The sequence below is a fragment of the Mycobacterium sp. NGS64 genome (assembly GCF_059812245.1).
In genome coordinates this window covers 439,670-461,042 of the sequence record NZ_JCALCI010000003.1, presented here as the reverse complement: position 1 = coordinate 461,042, position 21,373 = coordinate 439,670, and the positions used below count along the sequence as shown (strand labels likewise).

The window sequence follows — 21,373 nt, the reverse complement described above, 5'->3', positions numbered from 1 at the left end:
CCGACGGGTCCTCGGCGCCGAATAACCCGCGTGAACCATTGGGCCCGGTCGATGGCGCGGCCCCGTGCGCGCGCGGTTAGCCGGGTGCGGATCGGGGTATCGATCCGGTTGATCGAAACGCTGGCGTATCCGAAGAAACATTCCCCGCCGGGGCCGAGGCGCGTCCGGGCCGCCCGGTCGCGACGATGCGAGAGGCGTGACATGCTGGGGCATCTTTACGATCGGGCGCTCGGTGGCGAGAGGTGTTGGGTCCGGCACGAGGACGGCGAGGTTCGCCTGCTGCCGGCGCACCGATGGCTGGGTGAGCGATGTCCCGGCGCCGCGCCGCGCGACGCCTTCGACGACGTCTTCGACGAGGCGGTGACGCAGATGTGCACCGGACCAACGATCGAGCTGGGATGCGGGCCGGGGCGGTTGGTGGCCAAACTCATCCGGCGGGGGATACCCGCGCTCGGCATCGATCGGTCCGCGACGGCGATCCGTCTGGCGGGACGCGGCGGTGCGCCCGCGTTGCTGGGCGACGTGTTCGCGCCGCTGCCCGGAACGGGTTGCTGGCAGACGGTTTTGCTCGTCGACGGCAACGTCGGCCTGGGCGGCGACCCGCGACGGATCCTGGCGCGTGCCGCCGAGTTGCTCGGCCGCGGCGGGCGCTGCGTGGCCGAGTTCGAGCCCGGCGCCGTCGGGGTCCGCCCACGCTGGGTTCGCCTGGAGACCGATAGTGACGTGGGCCCCTGGTTCCGGTGGGCGACGGTCGGTGTCGACAGCGCCGCCACGCTGGCCGCGCAGGTCGGCCTGACGCTGACCGGCGTCCGGCTGATCAGCGGCCGGGTCATCGCGAACCTGGCCGCCCTATGAGCGACTACGGCTTTCCCGCCGGGCTGTGGCGCGCGCTCGACCGGCATCCGCCGCCAGGGGTGCGGCAGATCGGACGCTTCCGGAGCCCGCTGCGCGGCCCGTGGCTGACGTCGGTGTTCGGGCTGGTGCTGCTGATCGCCCTGCCAATCGTCATCCTCACCGGGCTGCTGTCCTACATCGCCTACGGGCCGCGGCTTGGTCAGGCGATCCCCGCCGACGTCGGCTGGCTGCGCCTGCCATTATTCGACTGGCCCACGCGGCCGTCGTGGTTGTACCGGCTAACCCAGGGCCTGCACGTGGGGCTGGGGCTGCTGATCATCCCGGTGGTGCTGGCCAAGCTGTGGTCGGTGATCCCGCGGCTGTTCGTCTGGCCGCCGGCCCGCTCGATAGCCCAAGTGCTGGAACGGTTGTCGTTGCTGATGCTGGTCGGCGGGGTGTTGTTCGAGATCGGCACCGGCGTGCTGAACATCCAGTACGACTACCTCTTCGGGTTCAGCTTCTACGACGCCCACTACTTCGGGGCGTGGGTCTTCATCGCCGGGTTCCTGATGCACATCACGCTCAAGATCCCGCGCTTGATCACCGGGTTGCGGTCGCTGTCGCTGCGAGAAGTGTTGCGCACCAACCGAAGCGACACCCGCCCCGAAGCGCTCGATCCCGACGGCCTGGTGGCGGCCGACCCGGCCGAACCGACGATGAGCCGTCGCGGCGCGCTGGCGCTGGTCGGCTCCGGGGTGGCGCTCGTCGGCGTGCTGACGGCCGGTCAGACCCTCGGCGGGGCCTCCCGCGGCGCCGCCCTACTGGTGCCGCGCGGTCGGGGCAACGACTTCCCGATCAACAAGACCGCCGTCGCCGCCGGCATCTCGCCCGAAAGCGTCGGCGCGAGTTGGCGATTGGTCCTGCGCAGCGGGGCCTCGGTGGTGGTGCTGGACCGGGACGCGCTGGCCAGGATGGCGCAACACACCGCGCGGCTGCCGATCGCATGCGTCGAGGGCTGGTCGACGGTGCAAACGTGGAGCGGGGTCCGGCTGGCCGAGCTGGCCCGAATCGTCGGGGTGCCCGTCGCGCGCTCGGCGCGGGTGACGTCGCTGCAACGGGGCGGCGCATTCGGCGCGGCGACGTTGCAGCCCAACCAGGTTCGCGACCCCGACGCCCTGCTGGCGCTGCGGGTCAACGGCGCCGACCTGTCACTGGATCACGGCTACCCGGCGCGGATCATCGTGCCGGCGCTGCCGGGAGTGCACAACACCAAATGGGTGGCCTCCATCGAGTTCGAGCCGAGCTGAGATGTCCGGATTCTCGCGACGTTTCGGGGCGACCTACGGATCCGGCCCCCTGCACCTGCTGACGATGCTTTCGGGTTTCGCGCTGCTCGGCTACGTCCTCGCCACCTTCAACCCGGCGACGCTGTGGAATTCCGGGAAGTGGTGGCAGTCGATCGCCGTCTGGTTGGCGGCCGCCGTGATCGCCCACGACCTGTTGCTGTTCCCGCTCTATGCGCTCGCCGACCGGGCGCTGTTCGCGCGAGCGCCGCGGCAGCCAAACGTCAGCGCCCGCAACCACATTCGGATCCCCGCTCTGGGGGCCGGGCTGACGCTGCTGATCTTCCTGCCGGGCATCATCGAGCAGGGCGCCCCGACCTACCGGGCTGCCACCGGGCAGACCCAGCAGCCGTTTTTGGGCAGGTGGCTGCTGCTCACGGCCGCGATGTTCGCGGTGAGCGCGATTTGGTATGCAACGCGACTCGCGGTGGCACGTCGGCGCGTCACTGGCAAAGTTAAATAGCTGTTATTAAAGGGCAAACTGTGTCGGCAGCAAACTGTGCGCCGCCCGGGCCGCGCCGTCTAACGGAAACGTCAGTTTCAGCCGTCCGCCCGGGGGTACAGTCCGTTACATGACTGCGAGGGCACCCCGCATGACACCTTGTGTGAAGTGGTTGCTGCGGGCCGGCCCCGCCGACTACATGCTGGCCCTGAGCGTGGCCAGCGCGTCGCTGCCGGTCGTCGGAAAGCGGCTGGAGCCGCTGGGCGCACTGACCGCGATGAGCGTCTGGGGCGCGCGCCACGCGCCGCAAGCCCTGTCCGCGATGACCAAGGATTGGCTGGCGCCCCACGCCAAAGACGCGCGGCCCGCCGACCCGCAGAGCATCCGTGAGGTCTCCGTCGCCGCCCTCCGGGGCGTCGTATCCGCCGCGGACCTCGACCTGGCCTGGCCCGTCGCCGAGCGGACCCCACCGATCTGGGACGCGATGCGCCGGCGCCGCTACCTCTACCGCCGCGGCGTCCACTACGGCGACCATCCGGCGCAGGTGCTCGAGGTCTGGCGGCGCAAGGACCTACCCGCGCAACCCGCGCCGGTGCTGATCTTCGTGCCCGGCGGCGCCTGGGTGCACGGCAAGGCCATGGGCCAGGGCTCGGCGCTGATGTCCCGGCTCGCCGAGCAGGGCTGGGTGTGCCTGGCGATCGACTACCGCGTCGCGCCGCACCACCGGTGGCCACGCCACATCACCGACGTCAAGACCGCCATCGCGTGGGCGCGCGCCAATGTCGACAAGTTCGGCGGCGATCGCAATTTCGTTGCGGTGGCGGGCTGTTCGGCCGGCGGCCACCTGTCCGCGCTGGCGGGACTGACCCCCGACGACCCGGCGCATCAGGCGGCGCTGCCCGAGGGCGCCGACAGTTCGGTGGACGCCGTCGTCGGCATCTACGGCCGCTATGACTGGGAGGACCGTTCCACCCCCGAGCGGGTGCGGTTCGTCGACTTCCTCGAGCGGGTGGTCGTCAAGAAGTCGATCGCCCGTTACCCCGAGGTGTTCCGGGACGCGTCGCCGATCGCGCGGGTGCATCGAAATGCGCCGCCATTCCTCGTGATTCACGGCAGCAAGGACAGCGTCATCCCGGTCGAGCAGGCGCGCAGCTTCGTCGAGCGGCTGCGCGCCGTGTCGCATTCGATGGTCGGCTACCTGGAACTGCCCGGCGCGGGCCACGGGTACGACCTCATCGACGGGGAGCGGGCCGGCGCCGCGGCCCACGCCGCTTCGCTGTTCCTCAACCAGGTCTACCGCACCAAAATCAAGATCGGCGCCAAAGAGGTTATCTAAGCTCCCGCCGCTGGGTAATGTCCCCCTATGGGTAAGGGGCAGCGGTGAAAAGGCTCAGCGGCTGGGACGCGGTATTGCTCTACAGCGAGACGCCGAACGTGCACATGCACACCATCAAAGCCGCGGTGATCGAGCTGGCTCCGGACCGGCGCGACTTCGACATCGAGGCCTTTCGCCAGGTGCTCGCCGGCCGGCTGAACAAGCTCGAGCCGTTCTGTTATCAGCTCGTCGAGATCCCGTTCAAGTTCCACCACCCGATGTGGCGGGAGAACTGCGAGGTGGACCTCGACTACCACGTCCGGCCGTGGCGGCTGCCCGCCCCGGGCGGCCGTCGCGAATTGGACGAGGCGATCGGGCGGATCGCCAGCACGCCGCTCGACCGCAGCCGCCCGCTGTGGGAGATGTACTTCATCGAGGGCCTGGCCAACAACCGGATCGCGGTGGTCGGCAAGATCCACCACGCGCTCGCCGACGGCGTCGCCTCGGCGAACCTGCTGGCCCGCGGCATGGACATCCAGCCGGCGCCCGAGGGTCGTCCGTACAAGTCCGACCCGGCCCCCACCCCGCGGCAGTTGATGAGTTCGGCGTTCGCGGACCACCTGCGCCACCTCGGGCGAATCCCCGCGACCATCCGCTACACCGCCGAGGGGCTGGGCCGGGTCCGCCGCAGCTCACGCAAGCTGTCCCCGGAGCTGACCCGGCCGTTCGAGCCACCGCCGACCTTCATCAACCACAAGATCACCGCGGAGCGCAGGTTCGCCACCGCCACGCTGGCGCTGGCCGACGTGAAGGAGACCGGCAAGCGGCTCGGCGCGACTATCAACGACATGGTGCTCGCCATGGCGACCGGCGCGCTGCGCACCCTGCAACTGCGCTATGACGGCCAGGCCATGCCCCTGCTCGCATCGGTGCCGATGAGCTTCGACTTCTCGCCCGACCGCATCTCCGGCAATCGGTTCACCGGCGTGCTGGTCGGCCTGCCGACCGACTCCGACGACCCGCTGGAGCGGGTTCAGTGCACCCACGAGAACGCCATCGCCGCCAAGGAGAGCAACCAGCTGATGGGGCCCGAGCTGGTCAGCCGGTGGGCGGCCTACATGCCGCCCGCGCCCACCCAGGCCTTCTTCCGGTGGGCCTCCGGCCGCGACGGGCACAACAAGATCCTCAACCTCAACATCTCCAACGTGCCCGGCCCGCGGGAGCGCGGCCGGGTGGGCGGCGCGCTGGTCACCGAGATCTATTCGGTGGGGCCGCTGACCGCCGGCAGCGGCCTCAACATCACCGTGTGGAGCTACGTCGACCAGCTCAACATCTCGGTGCTCTCCGACGGGGCCACCCTCAAAGACCCGCACGAGGTGACCGAGGCCATGGTCGCCGATTTCATCGAAATACGAAGGGCCGCAGGCCTTTCCGAGGAGCTGACGGTCGTCGAGGCGGCCATGGCTCCGGCCTGAGGACCGCCCCGGTAACGAGACTCTCGACTGGTGCCAATGCCATTTCCGCCGACCGCTACGATCTTCTCGGATAAGCAGCCACCCCGACCCGAAGGAGCTGTGCGGCAACGTGAGCGAAGAGGCCAGCACTGAAGAACCCGAAGTCCTCGTCGAACAGCGGGATCGGATCCTGATCATCACCATCAACCGGCCGAAGGCCAAGAACGCGGTCAACGCCGCGGTCGCCCGGGGCCTGGCCGGCGCCGTGGATCGGCTCGACGGCGACACCGGCCTGTCGGTGGGAATCGTGACCGGCGCGGGCGGCTCGTTCTGCGCGGGAATGGACCTCAAGGCCTTCGCGCGGGGCGAGGTGCCCATCGTCGAGGGTCGCGGCATGGGCTTCACCGAGCGCCCGCCTGTCAAGCCGCTCATCGCCGCGGTGGAAGGCTACGCGCTGGCCGGCGGCACCGAGCTGGCGCTGGCCACCGACCTGATCGTGGCCTCGCGGGACTCGGCGTTCGGCATCCCCGAGGTCAAGCGGGGGCTGGTCGCCGGCGGGGGCGGGCTCCTGCGGCTGCCCGAGCGCATCCCGTCGGCCATCGCGATGGAGCTGGCGCTGACCGGTGACAACCTTTCCGCCGAGCGCGCCCACGAGCTGGGGATGGTCAACGTGCTGGCCGAACCGGGCAAGGCGCTGGACGCCGCCATCGAGCTGGCCGAGAAGATCGCCGCCAACGGCCCGCTCGCGGTGGCCGCCACCAAGCGCATCATCGTCGAGTCCCGCGGCTGGACCCCGGAGTCCCGCTGGGAGGAACAGAACAAGATCCTGGGCCCGGTGTTCGTGTCCAACGACGCCAAGGAGGGCGCGATCGCGTTCGCGGAAAAGCGCCCGGCGCGCTGGACCGGCACCTAATCGGTCAGGTACCGCTGCACCGTCGGCCCCAGCCAGCTGACCAGGTCGTCGACGCTGGTCGAGGCAAGCGGCTCGATCTTGAGCTGGTAGCGCGCGAACGCCAGCCCGGCCAGGTGGCTGGCCACCAGCTCGACGCGTAGCTCGGCGTCGGCAACCCCGAATTCGGTCGCGACCCGCTTGGCGATCGGCCCGGCGAGGCTGTCGTGCAACACCTTTCGCGCCTGCGGGTGGATGGCCGCCGAACGCCACAGCGTCATGAAGGGCTCGAAGACCGCGCCTTCCTCCCAGTGCTCGAAAAAGCGGCGCACCAGCCGCGGGCCGATCTGCTCGGTGCCTTCGTCGAGCAGCGTGGCCAGCTGGTGCAGCGGGTGCTCGGGCCCGGTCAGCGCCGACGCGGTGAACAGCCCCTCCTTGCTGTCGAAGAAGTAGTAGACCATCGCGACATCCACGCCGGCGTCGGCGGCGATCGCGCGGACCGTGGCCTTGTCGTACCCGTCGCGCATGAAACGTTCGCGCGCCGCGTCGACGATGCGCTGCCTGCTCTGTTGACCGGTCCGCCACCGGCCCGCGCGCCGCGCTTCCGCCATGCGCGACAGCATACTTCAACAGGTGTTGACCTATGGGCGACCGCGCGCGTAGCCTGAGTTTGTTCAACGATGGTTGAAGTAAGCATCGGGAGAGGAGAAGGCGATGGCGACGAACACGCGCGAACGACGGCTCTGGTGGCGACACCTGATGTCGGTCCTGCTTTTTCCGGTGACGGTGACGATCGTCGTCCCGGCGTTGATCGTGTTTCCGGCCGGCCTGCGGGCGGGGCACTCCGGTGCCGTGCCGACGGCGGCGCTGGTCGCGGTCGGCTGCTTGCTGATCGCCGCCGGCCTTGCCCTGATGGTCTGGACCAACGTGCTGTTCGACCGGGTCGGCGAGGGGACCCTGGGGCTCGGGCCGGTGATGGGGGAGCCGGTCCATTTGGTGGTGCGCGGGCCCTACCGTCATGTGCGCAACCCGATGATCACCGGCGTGCTCTGCATCCTGCTGGGGGAGGCGGCCATTACCGGTTCCGGTGCGTTGCTGGCTTGGTTCGCCATCTTCTTCGCGTTCCAGGCGACGGCCATTCGGTTCTGGGAGGAGCCCCACCTCGTCGGGCGCTACGGCGACGAGTATGTCACCTACCGACGCCACGTTCCGCGCTGGATCCCCCGGATCTCCGCCTGGGACCCGAACCGGTAGCAATAGTTAGATGGCTTACACTGTGCGCTAGATTTGTAAAGGGCGGGGATCCACGAAGGATCGAGGATGAGCATTTCGTTGCTGCTGGAGATGGCTGCGTCGAGCAACCCGGAACGCACGGCCGTCGTCTCCGGTGATCTGCGGCTGACGACGCAGCAGCTCAGCGATCTCGCCGACGGCGGTGCCGGCGTCGTCGCGGCGTCGGGCGCCAAGCACGTGGCCTACGTGGGCGTCGGCGGCGCGATGCTGCCGGTGCTGATCTTTGCGGCCGCTCGTGCCGGGTTGGCCTTCACGCCGCTCAATTACCGGCTCTCCGCCGAGGGCATCCGGGCGCTCATTGAGCGGCTACCCGACCCGCTGGTGATCGTCGACGACCGCTACCGCGACATGATCGGGGACTCGTCGGGGCGGGTGATGTCGTCCGACGATTTCCTGGCGGCCGCACGGGAGGCCGAGCCGGCGGCGGAGTTCGCCGACCCGGAGTCGGTGGCGATCGTGCTGTTCACGTCGGGCACCACGTCGGCGCCCAAGGCCGTCGAGCTCTCGCACAACAACCTGACCAGTTACGTCACCGGGACGGTCGAGTTCGAGTCCGCCGAACCCGCCGACGCCGCGCTGATCTGCGTGCCGCCCTATCACATCGCCGGGGTCAGCGCCGCGCTGTCGAACCTGTATGCCGGCCGAAAGATGGTCTACCTACCCAACTTCGACGCCGACGAATGGGTGCGGCTGATCGACGCCGAGAAGGTGACCACCGCGACCGTGGTGCCCACCATGTTGGACCGCATCGTCACCGTTCTCGAGGGCGGCGGGCACGAGCTGCCGTCGCTGCGCAGCTTGGCCTACGGCGGATCCAAGGTGGGCCTGCCGCTGGTGCGCCGGGCGCTGGAGCTGTTGCCACACGTGGGCTTTGTGAATGCCTACGGGCTGACCGAGACGAGCTCGACGATCGCGGTGCTGGGTCCCGACGACCACCGCGAGGCGCACGCCGCGTCGGCCGACCACGTCGCCAAGCGGCTGGGGTCGGTCGGCCGGCCGGTGCCCGGCATCGAGCTGCAGATCCGCGGCGAGGACGGCTCGGTGCTGCCGCCCGGCGAAAGCGGCGAGCTGTTCGTGCGCGGCGAGCAGGTGTCAGGGCGCTACACCGGGATCGGTTCGGTGCTCGACGAGGACGGCTGGTTCCCGACCCGCGACGTCGCCCTGCTCGACGAGGACGGCTACCTCTTCATCAGCGGGCGCAGCGACGACACCATCATCCGCGGCGGTGAGAACATCGCACCCGCCGAGCTGGAGGAGGTGCTCATCGAGCACGCCCACGTCCGCGACGTCGCCGTGGTCGGTGTCGAGGACCCGCAGTGGGGCCAGGCGATCGTGGCCGTCGTGGTGCCGGTCGCCGGCATCGATCCCGACCCCGAGGAGCTGCGCGAGCATGTCCGCAAGAGTTTGCGGGGGTCGCGAACGCCCGACCGGGTAGTGTTTCGCGACGAGCTGCCGACCACACCCACCGGCAAAGTCCTGCGCCGCGAAATCGTCGAAAATCTCCGAACATTAGGAACGCCGAAATGATCAAAAACGGAACCCGCCTCGCCAGCCAGGTGTGCGACACCCAGGTCATCGTCGTCCGCAGCGCCGATAGCCTCGACGACCTGCGCTGCGGTGGCGCGCCGATGGTGCCGATCGGCGGCGAGCGCTCCGGCGAGCTCGACCCCGCGTTCTCCGACGGCACCGTGATGGGCAAGCGCTACGTCGACGAGACCGGCGCCGAAGTGCTGGTGACCAAGCCCGGCGCCGGCAGCCTGAGCATCGGTGCGACCGCCCTGCAGCTCAAGGAGGTCAAGCCGCTGCCGGCCAGCGACTAGAGAAGCCCGCCGAGCGTCTAAAGCCCGTCGGCCCCAGGCACACCGAGCAAGATTCCCCCGCTGCCGCCCTTGCCCACGGTGCCGATCGGACCGGTCTTGTTGCCGCCGGTACCTCCGTTGCCGATGAGAATGGCGGCGTTGCCGCCATCACCGCCGTTACCGTTAGCGGTGCCGTTCCCGGCACTCCCGCCGTTCCCGCCGGCGCCAACCAGCACCGCGCCGTTGCCTCCGTGACCGCCGGTACCGTTACCTATCACCCCAAAGCCTGCTTGACCGCCGTCCCCGCCGCTGCCGACCAGCCCTATCGCGTTGCCGCCCGCGCCTCCGGCACCACCGGATCCCAGCACATTCGCAGCGCCCTGGCCCCCGTGCCCGCCGTTGCCGATGAGGATTCCGCCGTTGCCACCGGCCCCGCCGGCGCCCGCTTTGCCAATGGCTGCGATGGCCTGACCTGTGCCGTTCCCCCCATGGCCGCCATTGCCGATCAGCCCCGCATTGCCCCCGTTGCCGCCGGCAAACGAACCCGTGCCCGCGCCGCCCGCACCGCCATTTCCCGTCAGCAGTCCGCCCGATCCTCCGTTGCCGCCGACATTGCCGGCGGAGCCGTCTCCGGCACTGCCGCCCGTTCCACCGTCTCCGTGGAGGATGCCCCCGTGGCCACCGCTACCGCCCGCACCTCCGCTGGCTTGTGACGTGGCGCCCAAGGGCAGCAAACCTAATCCTCCGGTACCGCCGGCGCCGCCGTTGCCGATCAATCCGATCGCGTCGCCCCCGGCGCCCCCAGTGCCGCCGAGACCATCTACGGCGCTGACCAGGTAGGCCCCCCCGACGCCGCCCGCGCCGCCGCTGCCGATCAACAGGCCGCCGGTGCCGCCTGCGCCCCCGGCGCCTCCATTCACGCCAGCGGTGGTACTCGAGCCCCCAGCTCCGCCCATGCCACCGTTGCCGAACAGTCCGGCGGGACCGCCGTTGCCGCCGGCTTGGTTAGCCGCGCCGGATCCGCCGTTGCCACCGTTGCCCCACAGGATGCCGCCGGCCCCGCCGGGTTGGCCGGTGCCCGGCAAGCCGTTGGTTCCGTCGCCGATCAGCGGGCGCTGCAGGAGAAGTTCGGTGGGGGTGTTGATCGCGTTGAGTACGTCTTGCTGCAACACCTGCCACGGATTCGCGGTGGCCGCGGCATTGGCGATCTCGGTGCTGGCATAGGCCGCCGCACCGGTGTTCAGGGCCTGCACGAACTGCTGATGAAACGCCGCCGCCTGGGCGCTGAGGGCCTGAAACCCTTGGGCGTGGGCACCGAAGACGGCTGCCAGCGCCGCTGACACCTCGTCGGCCCCGGCGGCGAGTATCTGCGTGGTGGGCCCGGACGCAGCCGCATTCGCCTCACTGATCGTCGAACCAATGCCCGCCAAATCCGTTGCGGCCGCCGCCATCAGGTCGGGTTGTGCGATGAGGAAAGACATATCCGAACCTCTTATATCGGTCCCGCGTACGTTCAAACCGGAAACGTTGCTGCTGCGCCCGTTAGCAACCAACTAGTACCGAAACTACGGCAAAACCATACTCAAGCGCCAGTATTGGCGCGAGTTCTGAACCCGCCGCCGGCAGGCTGAGAAGCCGCTGCCAACCAGCGACCGATCTTCGGCTAGGGAAGCTGCCCGTTCGGTCCGGGCACCCCGAGCAGCAATCCGCCGGCGCCGCCTTGCCCGACAATGCCGTCGGCGAAGTAGGCATTGCCGCCTCGGCCGCCGTTGCCGATCAGCCCGGCATTGCCGCCGTCTCCACCTATGGATCGGTCCCCCGCGACATCGAAGTCAGCGCCCCCGGCGCTCCCGCCGTTGCCGCCGTTGCCGATCAGCGCAGCAGCATTGCCGCCGCGGCCGCCGGCGCCGGACTGCGCGCCGGCGCCGCCGACGCCGGCGTCGCCGCCATTGCCCACCAACCCGATGGCGTTGCCGCCGGCGCCGCCGGTGCCGCCGTTGCCGTTGGTGGATTGTCCGCCGTCCCCGCCACGGCCGCCGTCGCCGAACAGTGCCCCACCGAGTCCGCCGCCGCCACCGGTTCCGCCGCCGGTCGAGCCTCCTGTCCCACCGGCGCCGCCGTTGCCGATCAGCCCGGCATTCCCGCCGTTGCCGCCGGGCTGGGCGCCGCTGCCGGCGCCGCCGGCGCCGCCACTGCCGCTGAGCAGGCCACCGGCCCCGCCGCTGCCCCCGACATTGCCTGTGGGGCCTAATCCGGCGGCGCCACCCGCACCGCCGGCGCCGTGCAAGAGGCCGCCGTGGCCGCCGTTTCCGCCCGCACCCCCGGTAGCCGTGGCAACAGCTGTCGAGCCGCCGGCACCGCCGGCGCCGCCGTGGCCGAACAGTCCGATCGCGTCGCCACCGGCGCCGCCGGTGCCGGCGATGGCAGGTGCCGCGGTTCGCCACAGTCCGCCTTGGCCGCCGGCGCCGCCGTTGCCGAACAGGAATCCTCCGGTGCCGCCGGCGCCGCCGGCGGCGTTTCCAGTGCCGGCCGCGCCGCCGTTTCCTCCGTTGCCGATCAGCCCGGCGGCCCCGCCGTTGCCGCCGGCTTGATTTGGCGCTCCGGTCCCGCCGTTGCCGCCATTGCCCCACAGCAGGCCGCCCGCTTGGCCGTTTTGGCCGGTGTTGGGCGCACCATCGGCGCCGTTGCCGATCAGCGGGCGCTGCAGCAGCAGTTCGGTGGGCGTGTTGATCGCGTTGAGCAGGTCCTGCTGCAGAACCTGCCACGGGTTGGCCGTGGCGGCGGCGTTGGCCGCTTCCGCGCCGGCATACGCGTCGACGGCCGCCTTCACGGCCTGCACGAATTGCTGGTGAAATGCGGATGCTCGGGCGCTGAGGGCCTGATAGTTCAAGGCGTTCGACCCGAACACCGCCGCCACCGCCGCCGACACCTCGTCGGCGCCCGCCGCCAGCAGGTCCGTCGTTTGGGCCGCCGCGGCCGTGTTGGCCTCGCTGACCGCCGCGCCGATATTCGCCAAACTTCTTGCGGCGGCTGATAATTCGTCCGGTACTGCCAACACGTAAGACATTCCGCGCCTCCCACCGCTGCGTCAGCTCGTCGACGTCAGCCGGCTGCCCGAGGATCGTCGAGCTGTGCGGTAACGATCGAATCGTAACGCCGTCATCCAGCGCGCGTGGTGGAGTCGGAGCAAACTCCCGCACATTGCTCGATAGATACACGGGCCTCGCGGACCGGCCTTCAGGTCAGGAGCCCAAGCCGTTGCCGCCAGCGACTGACCGTTTACGGCCCAGCTATCCCGTCGGGCCCGGGAACGCCGAGCAGCAGCCCGCCTGTACCGCCCGCCCCGGGAATCCCGCCGGCGCCGGCGCTGTTGCCGCCCGCGCCGCCGTTGCCGACGAGCTGGGCGTTTCCGCCGTCGCCACCGTAAGCCTTGTTGGGGCTGGCCCCTCCGTTGCCGCCGTCGCCGCCGTTGCCGAACACGGCGCTGTTGCCGCCGCGGCCACCCTGGCCGCCGTTGAATGCGGCATTGGTGGCCTGGCCGCCGTTGCCGCCGTCCCCGCCGCTCCCGAACAGCCCGATCGCGTTGCCACCGGCGCCGCCCTTGCCGCCGAAGCCCGCGGCGGTGGCCTGCCCCCCGTCGCCGCCGTCGCCGCCGTTGCCCAATAGGGCGCCGCCGTTTCCGCCGTTGCCGCCATCGCCGGTGAATGCGCCGACGCCGCCGGCCCCGCCGTTGCCGATCAGGCCGGCGTTACCGCCGTTGCCGGCGGGCAGGCCCTGGCCAGCGCCGCCAGCCCCGCCGTCGCCGCTAAGGAAACCCCCGTTGCCGCCGTCGCCCCCGGCGCCGATGAGGGAGCCAAACGCGCCGGCGCCGCTGCCGGCGTTTCCGCCGGCCCCGCCGTTGCCGTGCACCACGCCGCCGTGGCCGCCGTGGCCGCCGTTCCCGGACGTCTGGTTGACTGCAGACGCCGCGCCGCCCGTGCCGCCCGCGCCGCCGTGACCGAACAACCCGATCGCGTCGCCGCCCGCGCCGCCGCTGCCCGCCCCGTTGAATAGGTTGGCGGCGTTGTAGGCGCCACCCGTGCCGCCCGGCCCGCCGTTGCCCCACAGCAGCCCGCCGGCGCCGCCGGCGCCGCCGTTACCGGCGTGGGTGCCGGCGGTGGTGCTCAGGCCGCCCGCCCCGCCGGCGCCGCCGCTGCCGAACAGCCCTGCAGCACCGCCGGCGCCGCCGTTCTTGCCGGCTGCGCCGGATCCGCCATTGCCGCCGTTGCCCCACAGGATGCCGCCGGCCCCGCCGTTCTGGCCGGTGCCATCCGCGCCGTTGGTCCCGTTGCCGATCAGCGGTCGCTGGAGCAGGAGTTCGGTCGGTGTGTTGATCGCGTTCAGGATGTCTTGCTGCACGACCTGCCACGGGTTGGCCGTGGCCGCGGCATTGGCCGCCTCGGCGCTCGCGTACGCGCTCGCGCCGGCGTTCAGGGCCTGGACGAATTGCTGGTGATAGGTCGCCGCCTGGGCGCTGACGGCCAGGTATTCCTGGGCGTGCGCACCGAAGAATGCGGCCACGGCCGCCGAGACCTCGTCCTCGCCCGCCGCCAGCATCTGGGTGGTTTGGGCTGCCGCGGCCGAGTTGGCCTGGTGGAGCGTGGATCCGATACCCGCCAAATCCGTGGCGGCCGTTGAAACGACGTCGGGCACCGTGAACAGGAAAGACATTTCCGCACCTCCGGCAACGCCCCCGCCAAGGGCAAATCGTAGCGCGGTCGGCGGGCGTAGACGCGTGATTTCGTTGGGCTACGGCGCCTGTCACCCGTCGGCGCCGGGCACGCCCAGCAGGAGGCCACCGCCGCCTCCGATCCCGCCGACAGTGCCACCGTCGCCGCCGTTTCCGACCAACTGGGCGTTTCCGCCGTTGCCGCCCACCGCTGCGGTGAAGGTGTAACCGAAGCCGGCGTCGCCGCCCCTGCCGCCGTTACCGGTGAGGCCGCCGTTGCCGCCGCGGCCGCCGTTACCGCCATTGCCGAGGCCTTGGCCGCCTTCTCCGCCGTCCCCGCCATTGCCGTACAGCCCGACCGCGTTCCCGCCCGCACCCCCGACGCCGCCGTTGCCGTAGGCGGATTGCCCGCCCGCGCCGCCGTGACCGCCCTGACCGAACAGGCTGCCGCCGTTGCCGCCGTCGCCGCCGATGCCGCCATCCGCAAACGCGGTCGTAAGTGTGGCCGAACCGCCGGTCCCACCGGCACCGCCATTGCCGATGAGGCCGGCCGAGCCGCCGTTGCCGCCGGCGTAGGAGCCTCCGCCCAACGTGGGGTTGCCTTCCGTGCCGTTGCCGCCGGCGCCCCCGTTGCCACTGAACATCCCGCCCGCCCCGCCATTGCCTCCACTGTTACCGCGGGTGGCGACTCCGGCGTTGCCGCCGTGGCCGCCGTCGCCATGCAGCAGGCCGCCGTGGCCGCCCTGCCCGCCGGCACCGGCAATGCTGTTCGCCGCGTCGTTGACCCGACCGGAACCGCCGTCGCCACCGGCCCCGCCGCTGCCGAACAATCCGATGGCGTCGCCACCGTGGCCTCCGGCGCCTCCCGTGGTGGAGGCCACCGCAAACCCGCCGACGCCGCCGGGTCCGCCGTTGCCGAACAGCAAACCCCCGGTGCCGCCGGCGCCACCGGGGCCGGCCGACTCGGGGAAGACCGCGGGCCCGCCGGCTCCGCCAGCCCCACCGTTGCCGAACAGCCCCGCGGGGCCGCCATTGCCGCCTGGCCCTCCAAAACTGCCCCCGGTCGCGGGGGTGCCGGAACCGCCGTTGCCGCCGTTGCCCCACAGCAGCCCGCCGGCCCCACCGTTCTGTCCGGTCCCCGGTGCGCCGTTGGTGCCGTTGCCGATCAGCGGGCGCCCCATCAGCAGCTCGGTGGGCGTGTTGATCGCGTTGAGCAGGTCCTGCTGCAGAACCTGCCAGGGATTCGCCGCCGCGGCGGCGTTGGCCGCCTCCGCGCTGGCATAGGCGCCGGCGCTAGCGTTCAGGGCCTGGACGAATTGGTCGTGAAAGGCCGCCACCTGGGCGCCGAGGGCCTGATAGCCCTGCGCGTGAGCAGCAAAGAATTCCGCGACCGCGGCCGACACCTCGTCGGCGCCCGCCGCGAGGACCTGGGTGGTCTGGGCGGCCGCGGCCGAGTTGGCCTGGGCGAGCGTCGAGCCGATGCTCGCCAAATCCGTTGCGGCGGATGACAGCAAGTCCGGCGTGGCGAACATGAACGACATGGAAATACCTCCCGACGAGCGCTCTGACAGGGCGCCGTCCGGCGCAGGTATTGGTGGAGCCGTGTAGCTGGCAAACAGATGGTACTTGGTGCGGACAGCAAATGATGCGTTATGGCCGGCGAAGCCGGCGCCCTACTCCGCGATGTTGTTGCGGATGACGAATTCCCTTGCCTTGATGAGGAATTCGAGCTGCTCGCCCACCTGGTGCAGGGGGTCGGTGCTGCGAGTGGAGCGGGACAGCACGACGGCCCCCTCCAGGGCGGCGATCGACATCACGGCCAGCGACGACGCGTCGGCGTCGTCGAAGCCGTCGTTGGCGAACGCCCGGGTCAACGCCGTGCACCAGCGGCCCAGGATGGCGCCGGCCTCGGCGGACAGCTTGGGTTCGGCGTCGTCCGAGCCGATCGCGGCGGCGACGACGGGGCAGCCGGCGCTGAAGTCGCCCTCGGACAGGAGCCGCTCCCAGAACTCGACGAACTCGCGCAGCAGGGCCTTGGCGCCCCAGCCGGCGGCGTCGTCGATCATCGCGGTGATGGAGTCGCCGGAGTACTGCAACGCCTCGGTCAGGATCTGATTGCGCCCCTCGGGAAAGTGGTAATACACCGAGCCACGCGGTGCGCCGCTGCGGGCCAGCACCTCATCGATGGTCACCCCCGCGGCGCCGCGTTCGCGCATCACCTGGGCGGCGCTGAGCAGCATCTTCTTGCGGGTGTCGCAGCGTTTGGTCGGCGTGGAGTCCGCCTTGGCGTCGGTGGTAGTCGGCACTGTCGTACCTCCCGTGGCGAGCGTCATGCAGCGTGCGAGTGCCGCGGTACCGGCCAGTGCATGTTACGCGGGCTGAACCGGAACGTCCGGCGCTTGAAGTCGGGCATCTCGCGCGTGAACTGGTAGCCGGCGACGTTGACTTCGATGATCCACATTATTTTCTCCCGGCCTGTGTGCGGCCCTTGATTATGCTTAGAAGCATATAAGACATCGGTCGAGTAAGCAATTTTTATTCCCTAAGTAACTAGAACATCTCGACGAATGCGATCTGGAGCCTGGCGAGCCTTCCGTCGAAGGGCAGCGTGACCGGTGAGCTATTATGCCCTATTGCATAATCCCTAGGACTGCGCTTGACTGTGCCGATGGGCCTTCCGAACCTCGACACCGTGTCCCTCGAGCGCGACGGACACGTCCTGCTGATCGGCCTGAACCGGCCCGAGAAGCGCAACGCGTTCGATCGGGCGATGCTCGCCGACCTGTCCCGCGCGTACGGGCTGTTGGAATCCGATGACTCGCTGCGCGCCGGTGTGCTGTTCGCGCACGGCGACCACTTCACCGCGGGTCTGGACCTGGTCGACGTCGGCCCCGGCATCGCGGCGGGAGACTTGGCGTTCCCCGACGACGGCCGCGACCCGTGGCGGCTCGACGGCGTATGGACCACGCCGGTGATCGCGGTTGCACACGGCTGGTGCATGACGTTGGGCATCGAGTTGCTGCTGGCCGCCGACATCCGGATCGCGGCGGACGGGACCCGCTTCACCCAGCTCGAGGTGCAACGAGGCATCTACCCGTTCGGCGGCGCGACGATCCGGCTGCCCCGCGACGCTGGTTGGGGCAACGCCATGCGCTGGCTGCTGACCGGCGACGAGTTCGACGCCGCCGAGGCGCACCGCATCGGGCTGGTCCAGGAGGTGGCCGACGACGCGGCCGCGGCATTGGACCGCGGACGCGAGATCGCGCGCACCATCGCCGAGCGCGCCGCGCCGCTGGGGGTGCGCGCCACACTGGCGTCGGCGCACCTGGCGCGCGCCGAAGGTGAGGCGGCCGCCGTCGAGCGGCTGCGGCCCGCCGTGGCCGAGCTGTTCGCCAGCGCGGACGCCGCCGAGGGTGTGCAGTCGTTCATCGAGCGACGGCGGGCCCAATTCCAGGGCCGCTAGCCGCGGGCTGCCAGCGCGTCACGCTCTGTCAGGTGGACGCTTCGGCGCAAGGGCTCTAGCTGTCGACGGTGTAGCCCATCGGCATCAGCACGCTCTTCTGCTGGGTGAAGTGCTCGACGCCCTCCGGCCCGTTCTCGCGGCCGATGCCGGAGTTCTTGTAGCCGCCGAACGGGCAGCACGGGTCGAAGGCATACCAGTTGATCGCGTAGGTGCCGGTGCGGATCTTCTCGGAGATCTCGATGCCCCGCGGCACGTTGGTGGTCCACACGCTGCCGGCCAGCCCGTACTCCGAGTCGTTGGCGATCTTGATCGCGTCCTCTTCGGTGTCGTAGGGGATGATGCTCAGCACCGGCCCGAAGATCTCCTCCTGGGCGATCGTCATCTTGTTGTCGACATCCGCGAAAACCGTTGGCTGCACAAAGAATCCGTTGTCCAGGCCCTCGGGGCGGCCGCCGCCGCACACCAGCCGGGCGCCCTCCTCGATGCCCTTGGCGATGTAGCCCTCGACCCGGGCGCGCTGCTTCTCCGAGATCAGCGACCCGATCTGGGCGCCCGGGTCCGACGGCGGCCCCACCGGGAGCGACTGCACGAAAGTGCTTACCGCATCGACGATTTCGTCGTAACGCGAGCGCGGCGCCAGGATGCGGGTCTGACCGACGCAGGCCTGCCCGGTGTTCATGATCCCGGAGAACACCATCATCGGGACCGCGGCGGCCAGGTCGACGTCCTCGAGGACGATGGCCGCCGACTTCCCGCCGAGTTCCAGCGTGCACGGCTTGAGCATCTCCGCGGCGCGCCGGCCGATCTCCTTGCCGACGCCCGAGCTGCCGGTGAAGGTGAACAGGTCGACGTCGCGGTTGGAGGTCAGCGCCTGCCCGGTCTCGATGCCGCCGGGCACCACCGACAGCACGCCCTCGGGCAGGCCCGCGTCGGCGAAGACCTCCGCCAAAGCGTTTGCCGTCAAAGGTGTTTCAGCGGCGGGCTTGAGCACCACCGTGCAGCCGGCCAGTAGCGCCGGGCCCAGCTTGTTGACCGCCAGGAACAGCGGCACGTTCCACGCCACGATCGCGCCCACCACGCCGATCGGCTCGCGGTGCACGATCGTCTGCCCGTAGGAGCCGTTGCGGATCTCGCGCCACTTGACCTGGTCGACGGCGGGACCGGCGAAGAATTGCATCGCCCCCATCGACCCCATCCAGTGCATCGTCTCGATGGTCATCGGCGGCTGGCCCGTCTCGTCGGCGAGCAGCTTGGCGAACTGGTCCTTGCGCTCTTCGAGCAGCTGGTTCGCCTTGGCGATGACGGCCGCGCGCTCCTTCGGGGGCGTCGTCGGCCACGGGCCGTTGTCAAAGGCGGCGCGCGCCGCGGCGACCGCCGCGTCGACGTCGGCCGCCGCCGCGAGCGGCACCTTCCCGACGTACTCACCGGTGGCCGGACAATGCACCTCGATGACTTCTGAGGTCGACGGCTCCGTCCACTTGCCGCCGATGAAAAGTTTGTCGTATTCGGTCTTCACGTCGGTCATGGCGCCACCCTACCCAAGCCGACGCAAAACGAGAACATGTTTCATTACTGGGGTTGGAGCACCAACACGAGATTGCTGACCAGGAACTCGCGCAGCACCGGCGCCGACGTCAGCCGCCAGGCCCATCGCGGGTGGTAGCGCGGAAATGCGGCCACCGCAGCGCCGGTGCTGGCGGCCCAGCTCAGGCCGTCGGCGGCCGACACCGCGAACAACGACGACCCGTAGTTGTTTTTGGCCGGATGGCCGTGTTTGCGGGCGTAGCGCGCGGCGGCCCGTGCGCCGCCGAGGTAGTGCCACAGGCCCGTCTCGTGGCCGCCGAACGGGCCCAGCCACACCGTGTACGACAGCACCGCCAGCCCGCCCGGCTTGGTCACCCGCAGCATCTCGGCACCCAGTTGCCACGGCTGCGGCACGTGTTCGGCGACGTTGGAGGACAGGCAGATGTCGACCGAGGCGTCGGCGAAGGGCAGCGCCATGCCCGAGGCGCGGACGAAGTCGCCCGGCCCGCGGGTCAAAGCCGGCCCGGCCGCGTGCATCTCGCGCGGGTCGGGTTCCACGCCGATGTAGCGGACGCCGGCGTCGGCGAACGCCGCCGCGAAATATCCCGGGCCGCCGCCGACGTCGAGCAGCGTGCGGCCGACCGGGGGCTCGCCATGGGCGGCGGTCCAGAGGTCGGTGATCATCGCCGCGGTATCGGCGGCCAGGGCACGATAGAACCGGGCCGGGTCGGACCGCTCGTGGTGGAACTCCGACAGCAGGCGCAGCGAGCGGGACAGGGTTGCCCGCCGCGCCAAGAGGTCGGTGACGGCCACCGGCCAACCCTACGGCCGGGTCGGCTAGACCTGTTGGTCGTGCCGTTGCAGATACGGGGCCAAGCCGAGTTTCTCGACCAGCAGGAGGAAGTCTCCGCCCGAGACCGAAAACTCTGGGGGCTCGTTCACGCGCTGCCGCACGTCGCGCGGCCACGAAAACCGCATGTCCAGGCCCCCGATGGTGTCGCGACATCCGATGGTCAGCGGCGGTCCACCGGGGATGCCGATCACGAGGACGGGCGTCGTGGACAGTGACGAGGCCATGCCCCGCTCGAACATGCGGCCCACGATTTGGTCGGGCGATCCGAACCCGAGACCGCCGTATCGGAATTGGTAGGTTTCCGGCGTCGCGGTCAGCTGCGCCACCTGCGCCGAGGCGAACACCGTATTGCTGTTCGGGTCGACCACCCGGATCGCGTCGGCGTCCACGTCGATGGCCAGGCGAGGTCGGTTGGCCGAGTTCAGGAGTTGTTGTTTTCGCCGGACCGCGAACGCCCCCATCTGCTGGATCGCCAAGGGGCTGGGGAAGAGCAGGCAACGAACCGGTCCCGCCGCTGAGCTCGCACCCGCCTGAGCAGCCTGGTGCCCGGACATGGCGAGGATCTCACCGAAGTCCGCGGCCGACACCCAGGCGTCGACGTCCAGCGGCAGGCCGTAGCCGGCGTCGGGCGCCTCGAGCCGCGTTCCGGCAGCAACGCGATAATCCCGCCCGCCGAGGATGAAACGCCGTCCCCCACAGTGCAGATGCAGCGTCGTGCCCATCGTCATGCCGCCCGATATCCCCCACACGCCCAGTTGCGCGCCGGCGAACGGATACACGTCGCCCGGCCGCTTGCTGACCGTCAGGGCATCGCGCGTGACGTCGATGAAGATCTTTCCGTGGCCCGACCGCTGCGACCACCAGTACCAGCCGCCGACGCCGCCGATGAGCAGGGCCACAAAGCCGTAACGGACGACCATGTCCATCAACCGCGCGAGATCTCGGGACCCACCCGGCCCCTGCATGGCCCACGCCTGCGCGCCCATGTACAGGCCGCCGAGGACGGCGCAGAAGGCGATGATCCCGACCACCATGATCAGGTAGGACCGGACCGGATTGCTTTGCCACGCGGGCGTCGTGACGGAGGCCATCTTCGAGCCCCAAAATGGGGGATTCGCAACAAACCTGCGTGTCGCAGCCGACTCATTGCTGATGCTCATGTGGAAACGATCCCACCGGTGGAGCCGACTGGAAAGCGGGAATTTTGCTGGGGTCTGGTGGGGCGGCTTCCGACCACTGGCGTCACACCCGTCGCCGCGCTGGGCGGCATCCAACGTGCCCGCCTCATAGCGACTGTGCGACCGCTGGGCCTCCTCCCCGTTGTCGCTGAGAGGCGGGCACAACGGGTGCCCCCGCCGGCAGAGGCCAGTGGGGCGGATGTGACCGGAATCGGCGCAACCGCCGGCTCCCGCAAGCCGCCCGCTAGGTTCGATTGCCCGCCTCCTCCTCGCGCCGC

The 21,373-nt window shown here is 70.3% G+C and carries 20 protein-coding genes; 10 read left to right on the top strand and 10 right to left on the bottom strand.

Annotated features, from left to right (window positions below):
* Window positions 1-201 precede the first annotated feature (201 nt).
* The 6 genes from AC5Y4S_RS16050 to AC5Y4S_RS16025 all read left to right on the top strand — a co-directional run bounded on the left by AC5Y4S_RS16050 (window position 202) and on the right by AC5Y4S_RS16025 (window position 6,301).
* The gene (locus AC5Y4S_RS16050; protein ID WP_500033689.1) at window positions 202-855 is read left to right on the top strand and encodes a class I SAM-dependent methyltransferase; all 654 of its coding nucleotides are present in this window, start codon (window positions 202-204) and stop codon (window positions 853-855) included.
* A complete protein-coding gene (locus tag AC5Y4S_RS16045) occupies window positions 852-2,141 on the top strand; it encodes a molybdopterin-dependent oxidoreductase (RefSeq protein WP_500033688.1) in 1,290 nt (429 codons plus the stop codon). Before AC5Y4S_RS16050 ends, AC5Y4S_RS16045 begins: the two co-directional genes overlap by 4 nt.
* A 1-nt stretch (window position 2,142) precedes the next feature.
* Window positions 2,143-2,640 (top strand): hypothetical protein, encoded by a 498-nt coding sequence (locus tag AC5Y4S_RS16040; RefSeq protein WP_500033687.1) that lies wholly within the window; start codon window positions 2,143-2,145, stop codon window positions 2,638-2,640.
* Between the two features lie 109 nt (window positions 2,641-2,749).
* A complete protein-coding gene (locus AC5Y4S_RS16035; protein WP_500033686.1) occupies window positions 2,750-3,955 on the top strand; it encodes an alpha/beta hydrolase fold domain-containing protein in 1,206 nt (401 codons plus the stop codon).
* A 44-nt stretch (window positions 3,956-3,999) separates the two neighbouring features.
* The gene (locus AC5Y4S_RS16030) at window positions 4,000-5,409 is read left to right on the top strand and encodes a WS/DGAT/MGAT family O-acyltransferase (protein WP_500033685.1); all 1,410 of its coding nucleotides are present in this window, start codon (window positions 4,000-4,002) and stop codon (window positions 5,407-5,409) included.
* 109 nt (window positions 5,410-5,518) lie between these two features.
* Window positions 5,519-6,301 (top strand): crotonase/enoyl-CoA hydratase family protein, encoded by a 783-nt coding sequence (locus AC5Y4S_RS16025; protein ID WP_500033684.1) that lies wholly within the window; start codon window positions 5,519-5,521, stop codon window positions 6,299-6,301.
* On the opposite strand, the gene AC5Y4S_RS16020 is transcribed toward AC5Y4S_RS16025, so the two are convergent.
* Window positions 6,298-6,888, bottom strand: coding sequence for a TetR/AcrR family transcriptional regulator (locus AC5Y4S_RS16020; RefSeq protein ID WP_500033683.1), 591 nt, complete (start codon window positions 6,886-6,888; stop codon window positions 6,298-6,300). The two genes, AC5Y4S_RS16025 and AC5Y4S_RS16020, sit on opposite strands and share 4 nt — an antisense overlap.
* 103 nt (window positions 6,889-6,991) lie before the next feature.
* Here AC5Y4S_RS16020 and AC5Y4S_RS16015 point away from each other — a divergent pair, with 103 nt between their 5' ends.
* From AC5Y4S_RS16015 to AC5Y4S_RS16005, 3 genes are all read left to right on the top strand, one after another.
* Window positions 6,992-7,531, top strand: a complete 540-nt coding sequence (locus AC5Y4S_RS16015) for a methyltransferase family protein (RefSeq protein WP_500033682.1) — start codon at window positions 6,992-6,994, stop codon at window positions 7,529-7,531.
* 66 nt (window positions 7,532-7,597) lie between these two features.
* Window positions 7,598-9,097: a class I adenylate-forming enzyme family protein gene (locus AC5Y4S_RS16010; RefSeq protein WP_500033681.1), complete on the top strand. Its 1,500-nt coding sequence runs from the start codon at window positions 7,598-7,600 to the stop codon at window positions 9,095-9,097.
* Window positions 9,094-9,390, top strand: a complete 297-nt coding sequence (locus tag AC5Y4S_RS16005) for a hypothetical protein (RefSeq protein ID WP_068106239.1) — start codon at window positions 9,094-9,096, stop codon at window positions 9,388-9,390. Before AC5Y4S_RS16010 ends, AC5Y4S_RS16005 begins: the two co-directional genes overlap by 4 nt.
* A gap of 17 nt (window positions 9,391-9,407) precedes the next feature.
* Here the strand turns inward: AC5Y4S_RS16005 and AC5Y4S_RS16000 are convergent, their stop codons facing one another.
* The 6 genes from AC5Y4S_RS16000 to AC5Y4S_RS15975 form a co-directional block, all read right to left on the bottom strand.
* The gene (locus tag AC5Y4S_RS16000) at window positions 9,408-10,850 is read right to left on the bottom strand and encodes a PE family protein (protein WP_500033680.1); all 1,443 of its coding nucleotides are present in this window, start codon (window positions 10,848-10,850) and stop codon (window positions 9,408-9,410) included.
* Window positions 10,851-11,032: 182 nt separating this feature from the next.
* Window positions 11,033-12,436, bottom strand: a complete 1,404-nt coding sequence (locus tag AC5Y4S_RS15995) for a PE family protein (RefSeq protein WP_500033679.1) — start codon at window positions 12,434-12,436, stop codon at window positions 11,033-11,035.
* A 212-nt stretch (window positions 12,437-12,648) separates the two neighbouring features.
* Window positions 12,649-14,079 (bottom strand): PE family protein, encoded by a 1,431-nt coding sequence (locus AC5Y4S_RS15990; protein ID WP_500033678.1) that lies wholly within the window; start codon window positions 14,077-14,079, stop codon window positions 12,649-12,651.
* Between the two features lie 90 nt (window positions 14,080-14,169).
* Window positions 14,170-15,618: a PE family protein gene (locus AC5Y4S_RS15985; protein ID WP_500033677.1), complete on the bottom strand. Its 1,449-nt coding sequence runs from the start codon at window positions 15,616-15,618 to the stop codon at window positions 14,170-14,172.
* A gap of 132 nt (window positions 15,619-15,750) precedes the next feature.
* A complete protein-coding gene (locus AC5Y4S_RS15980; RefSeq protein WP_500034032.1) occupies window positions 15,751-16,317 on the bottom strand; it encodes a TetR/AcrR family transcriptional regulator in 567 nt (188 codons plus the stop codon).
* A gap of 89 nt (window positions 16,318-16,406) precedes the next feature.
* Window positions 16,407-16,538 (bottom strand): hypothetical protein, encoded by a 132-nt coding sequence (locus AC5Y4S_RS15975; protein ID WP_255342532.1) that lies wholly within the window; start codon window positions 16,536-16,538, stop codon window positions 16,407-16,409.
* Window positions 16,539-16,745: 207 nt separating this feature from the next.
* Between AC5Y4S_RS15975 and AC5Y4S_RS15970 the strand changes: the two genes are divergently transcribed.
* Complete coding sequence (locus AC5Y4S_RS15970) at window positions 16,746-17,540, top strand: crotonase/enoyl-CoA hydratase family protein (protein ID WP_500033676.1); 795 nt, start codon at window positions 16,746-16,748, stop codon at window positions 17,538-17,540.
* 55 nt (window positions 17,541-17,595) lie between these two features.
* On the opposite strand, the gene AC5Y4S_RS15965 is transcribed toward AC5Y4S_RS15970, so the two are convergent.
* From AC5Y4S_RS15965 to AC5Y4S_RS15955, 3 genes are read right to left on the bottom strand one after another with little or no spacing between them, the layout of a single operon-like run.
* Window positions 17,596-19,065, bottom strand: coding sequence for an aldehyde dehydrogenase (locus AC5Y4S_RS15965; protein ID WP_500033675.1), 1,470 nt, complete (start codon window positions 19,063-19,065; stop codon window positions 17,596-17,598).
* A gap of 44 nt (window positions 19,066-19,109) precedes the next feature.
* Window positions 19,110-19,877 (bottom strand): class I SAM-dependent methyltransferase, encoded by a 768-nt coding sequence (locus AC5Y4S_RS15960; RefSeq protein ID WP_500033674.1) that lies wholly within the window; start codon window positions 19,875-19,877, stop codon window positions 19,110-19,112.
* A gap of 24 nt (window positions 19,878-19,901) precedes the next feature.
* Entirely contained in the window at window positions 19,902-21,008 is a 1,107-nt protein-coding gene (locus AC5Y4S_RS15955) for a hypothetical protein (protein ID WP_500033673.1), read from the bottom strand.
* Window positions 21,009-21,373: the final 365 nt, after the last annotated feature.

Coding starts and splice junctions, on each gene's coding strand:
- AC5Y4S_RS16050 (WP_500033689.1), top strand. CDS start 202: ATGCTGGGGCATCTTTACGATCGGGCGCTCGGTGGCGAGAGGTGTTGG.
- AC5Y4S_RS16045 (WP_500033688.1), top strand. CDS start 852: ATGAGCGACTACGGCTTTCCCGCCGGGCTGTGGCGCGCGCTCGACCGG.
- AC5Y4S_RS16040 (WP_500033687.1), top strand. CDS start 2,143: ATGTCCGGATTCTCGCGACGTTTCGGGGCGACCTACGGATCCGGCCCC.
- AC5Y4S_RS16035 (WP_500033686.1), top strand. CDS start 2,750: ATGACTGCGAGGGCACCCCGCATGACACCTTGTGTGAAGTGGTTGCTG.
- AC5Y4S_RS16020 (WP_500033683.1), bottom strand. CDS start 6,888: ATGGCGGAAGCGCGGCGCGCGGGCCGGTGGCGGACCGGTCAACAGAGC.
- AC5Y4S_RS16015 (WP_500033682.1), top strand. CDS start 6,992: ATGGCGACGAACACGCGCGAACGACGGCTCTGGTGGCGACACCTGATG.
- AC5Y4S_RS16010 (WP_500033681.1), top strand. CDS start 7,598: ATGAGCATTTCGTTGCTGCTGGAGATGGCTGCGTCGAGCAACCCGGAA.
- AC5Y4S_RS16005 (WP_068106239.1), top strand. CDS start 9,094: ATGATCAAAAACGGAACCCGCCTCGCCAGCCAGGTGTGCGACACCCAG.
- AC5Y4S_RS16000 (WP_500033680.1), bottom strand. CDS start 10,850: ATGTCTTTCCTCATCGCACAACCCGACCTGATGGCGGCGGCCGCAACG.
- AC5Y4S_RS15995 (WP_500033679.1), bottom strand. CDS start 12,436: ATGTCTTACGTGTTGGCAGTACCGGACGAATTATCAGCCGCCGCAAGA.
- AC5Y4S_RS15990 (WP_500033678.1), bottom strand. CDS start 14,079: ATGTCTTTCCTGTTCACGGTGCCCGACGTCGTTTCAACGGCCGCCACG.
- AC5Y4S_RS15985 (WP_500033677.1), bottom strand. CDS start 15,618: ATGTCGTTCATGTTCGCCACGCCGGACTTGCTGTCATCCGCCGCAACG.
- AC5Y4S_RS15980 (WP_500034032.1), bottom strand. CDS start 16,317: ATGCTGCTCAGCGCCGCCCAGGTGATGCGCGAACGCGGCGCCGCGGGG.
- AC5Y4S_RS15975 (WP_255342532.1), bottom strand. CDS start 16,538: ATGTGGATCATCGAAGTCAACGTCGCCGGCTACCAGTTCACGCGCGAG.
- AC5Y4S_RS15970 (WP_500033676.1), top strand. CDS start 16,746: ATGGGCCTTCCGAACCTCGACACCGTGTCCCTCGAGCGCGACGGACAC.
- AC5Y4S_RS15965 (WP_500033675.1), bottom strand. CDS start 19,065: ATGACCGACGTGAAGACCGAATACGACAAACTTTTCATCGGCGGCAAG.
- AC5Y4S_RS15955 (WP_500033673.1), bottom strand. CDS start 21,008: ATGGCCTCCGTCACGACGCCCGCGTGGCAAAGCAATCCGGTCCGGTCC.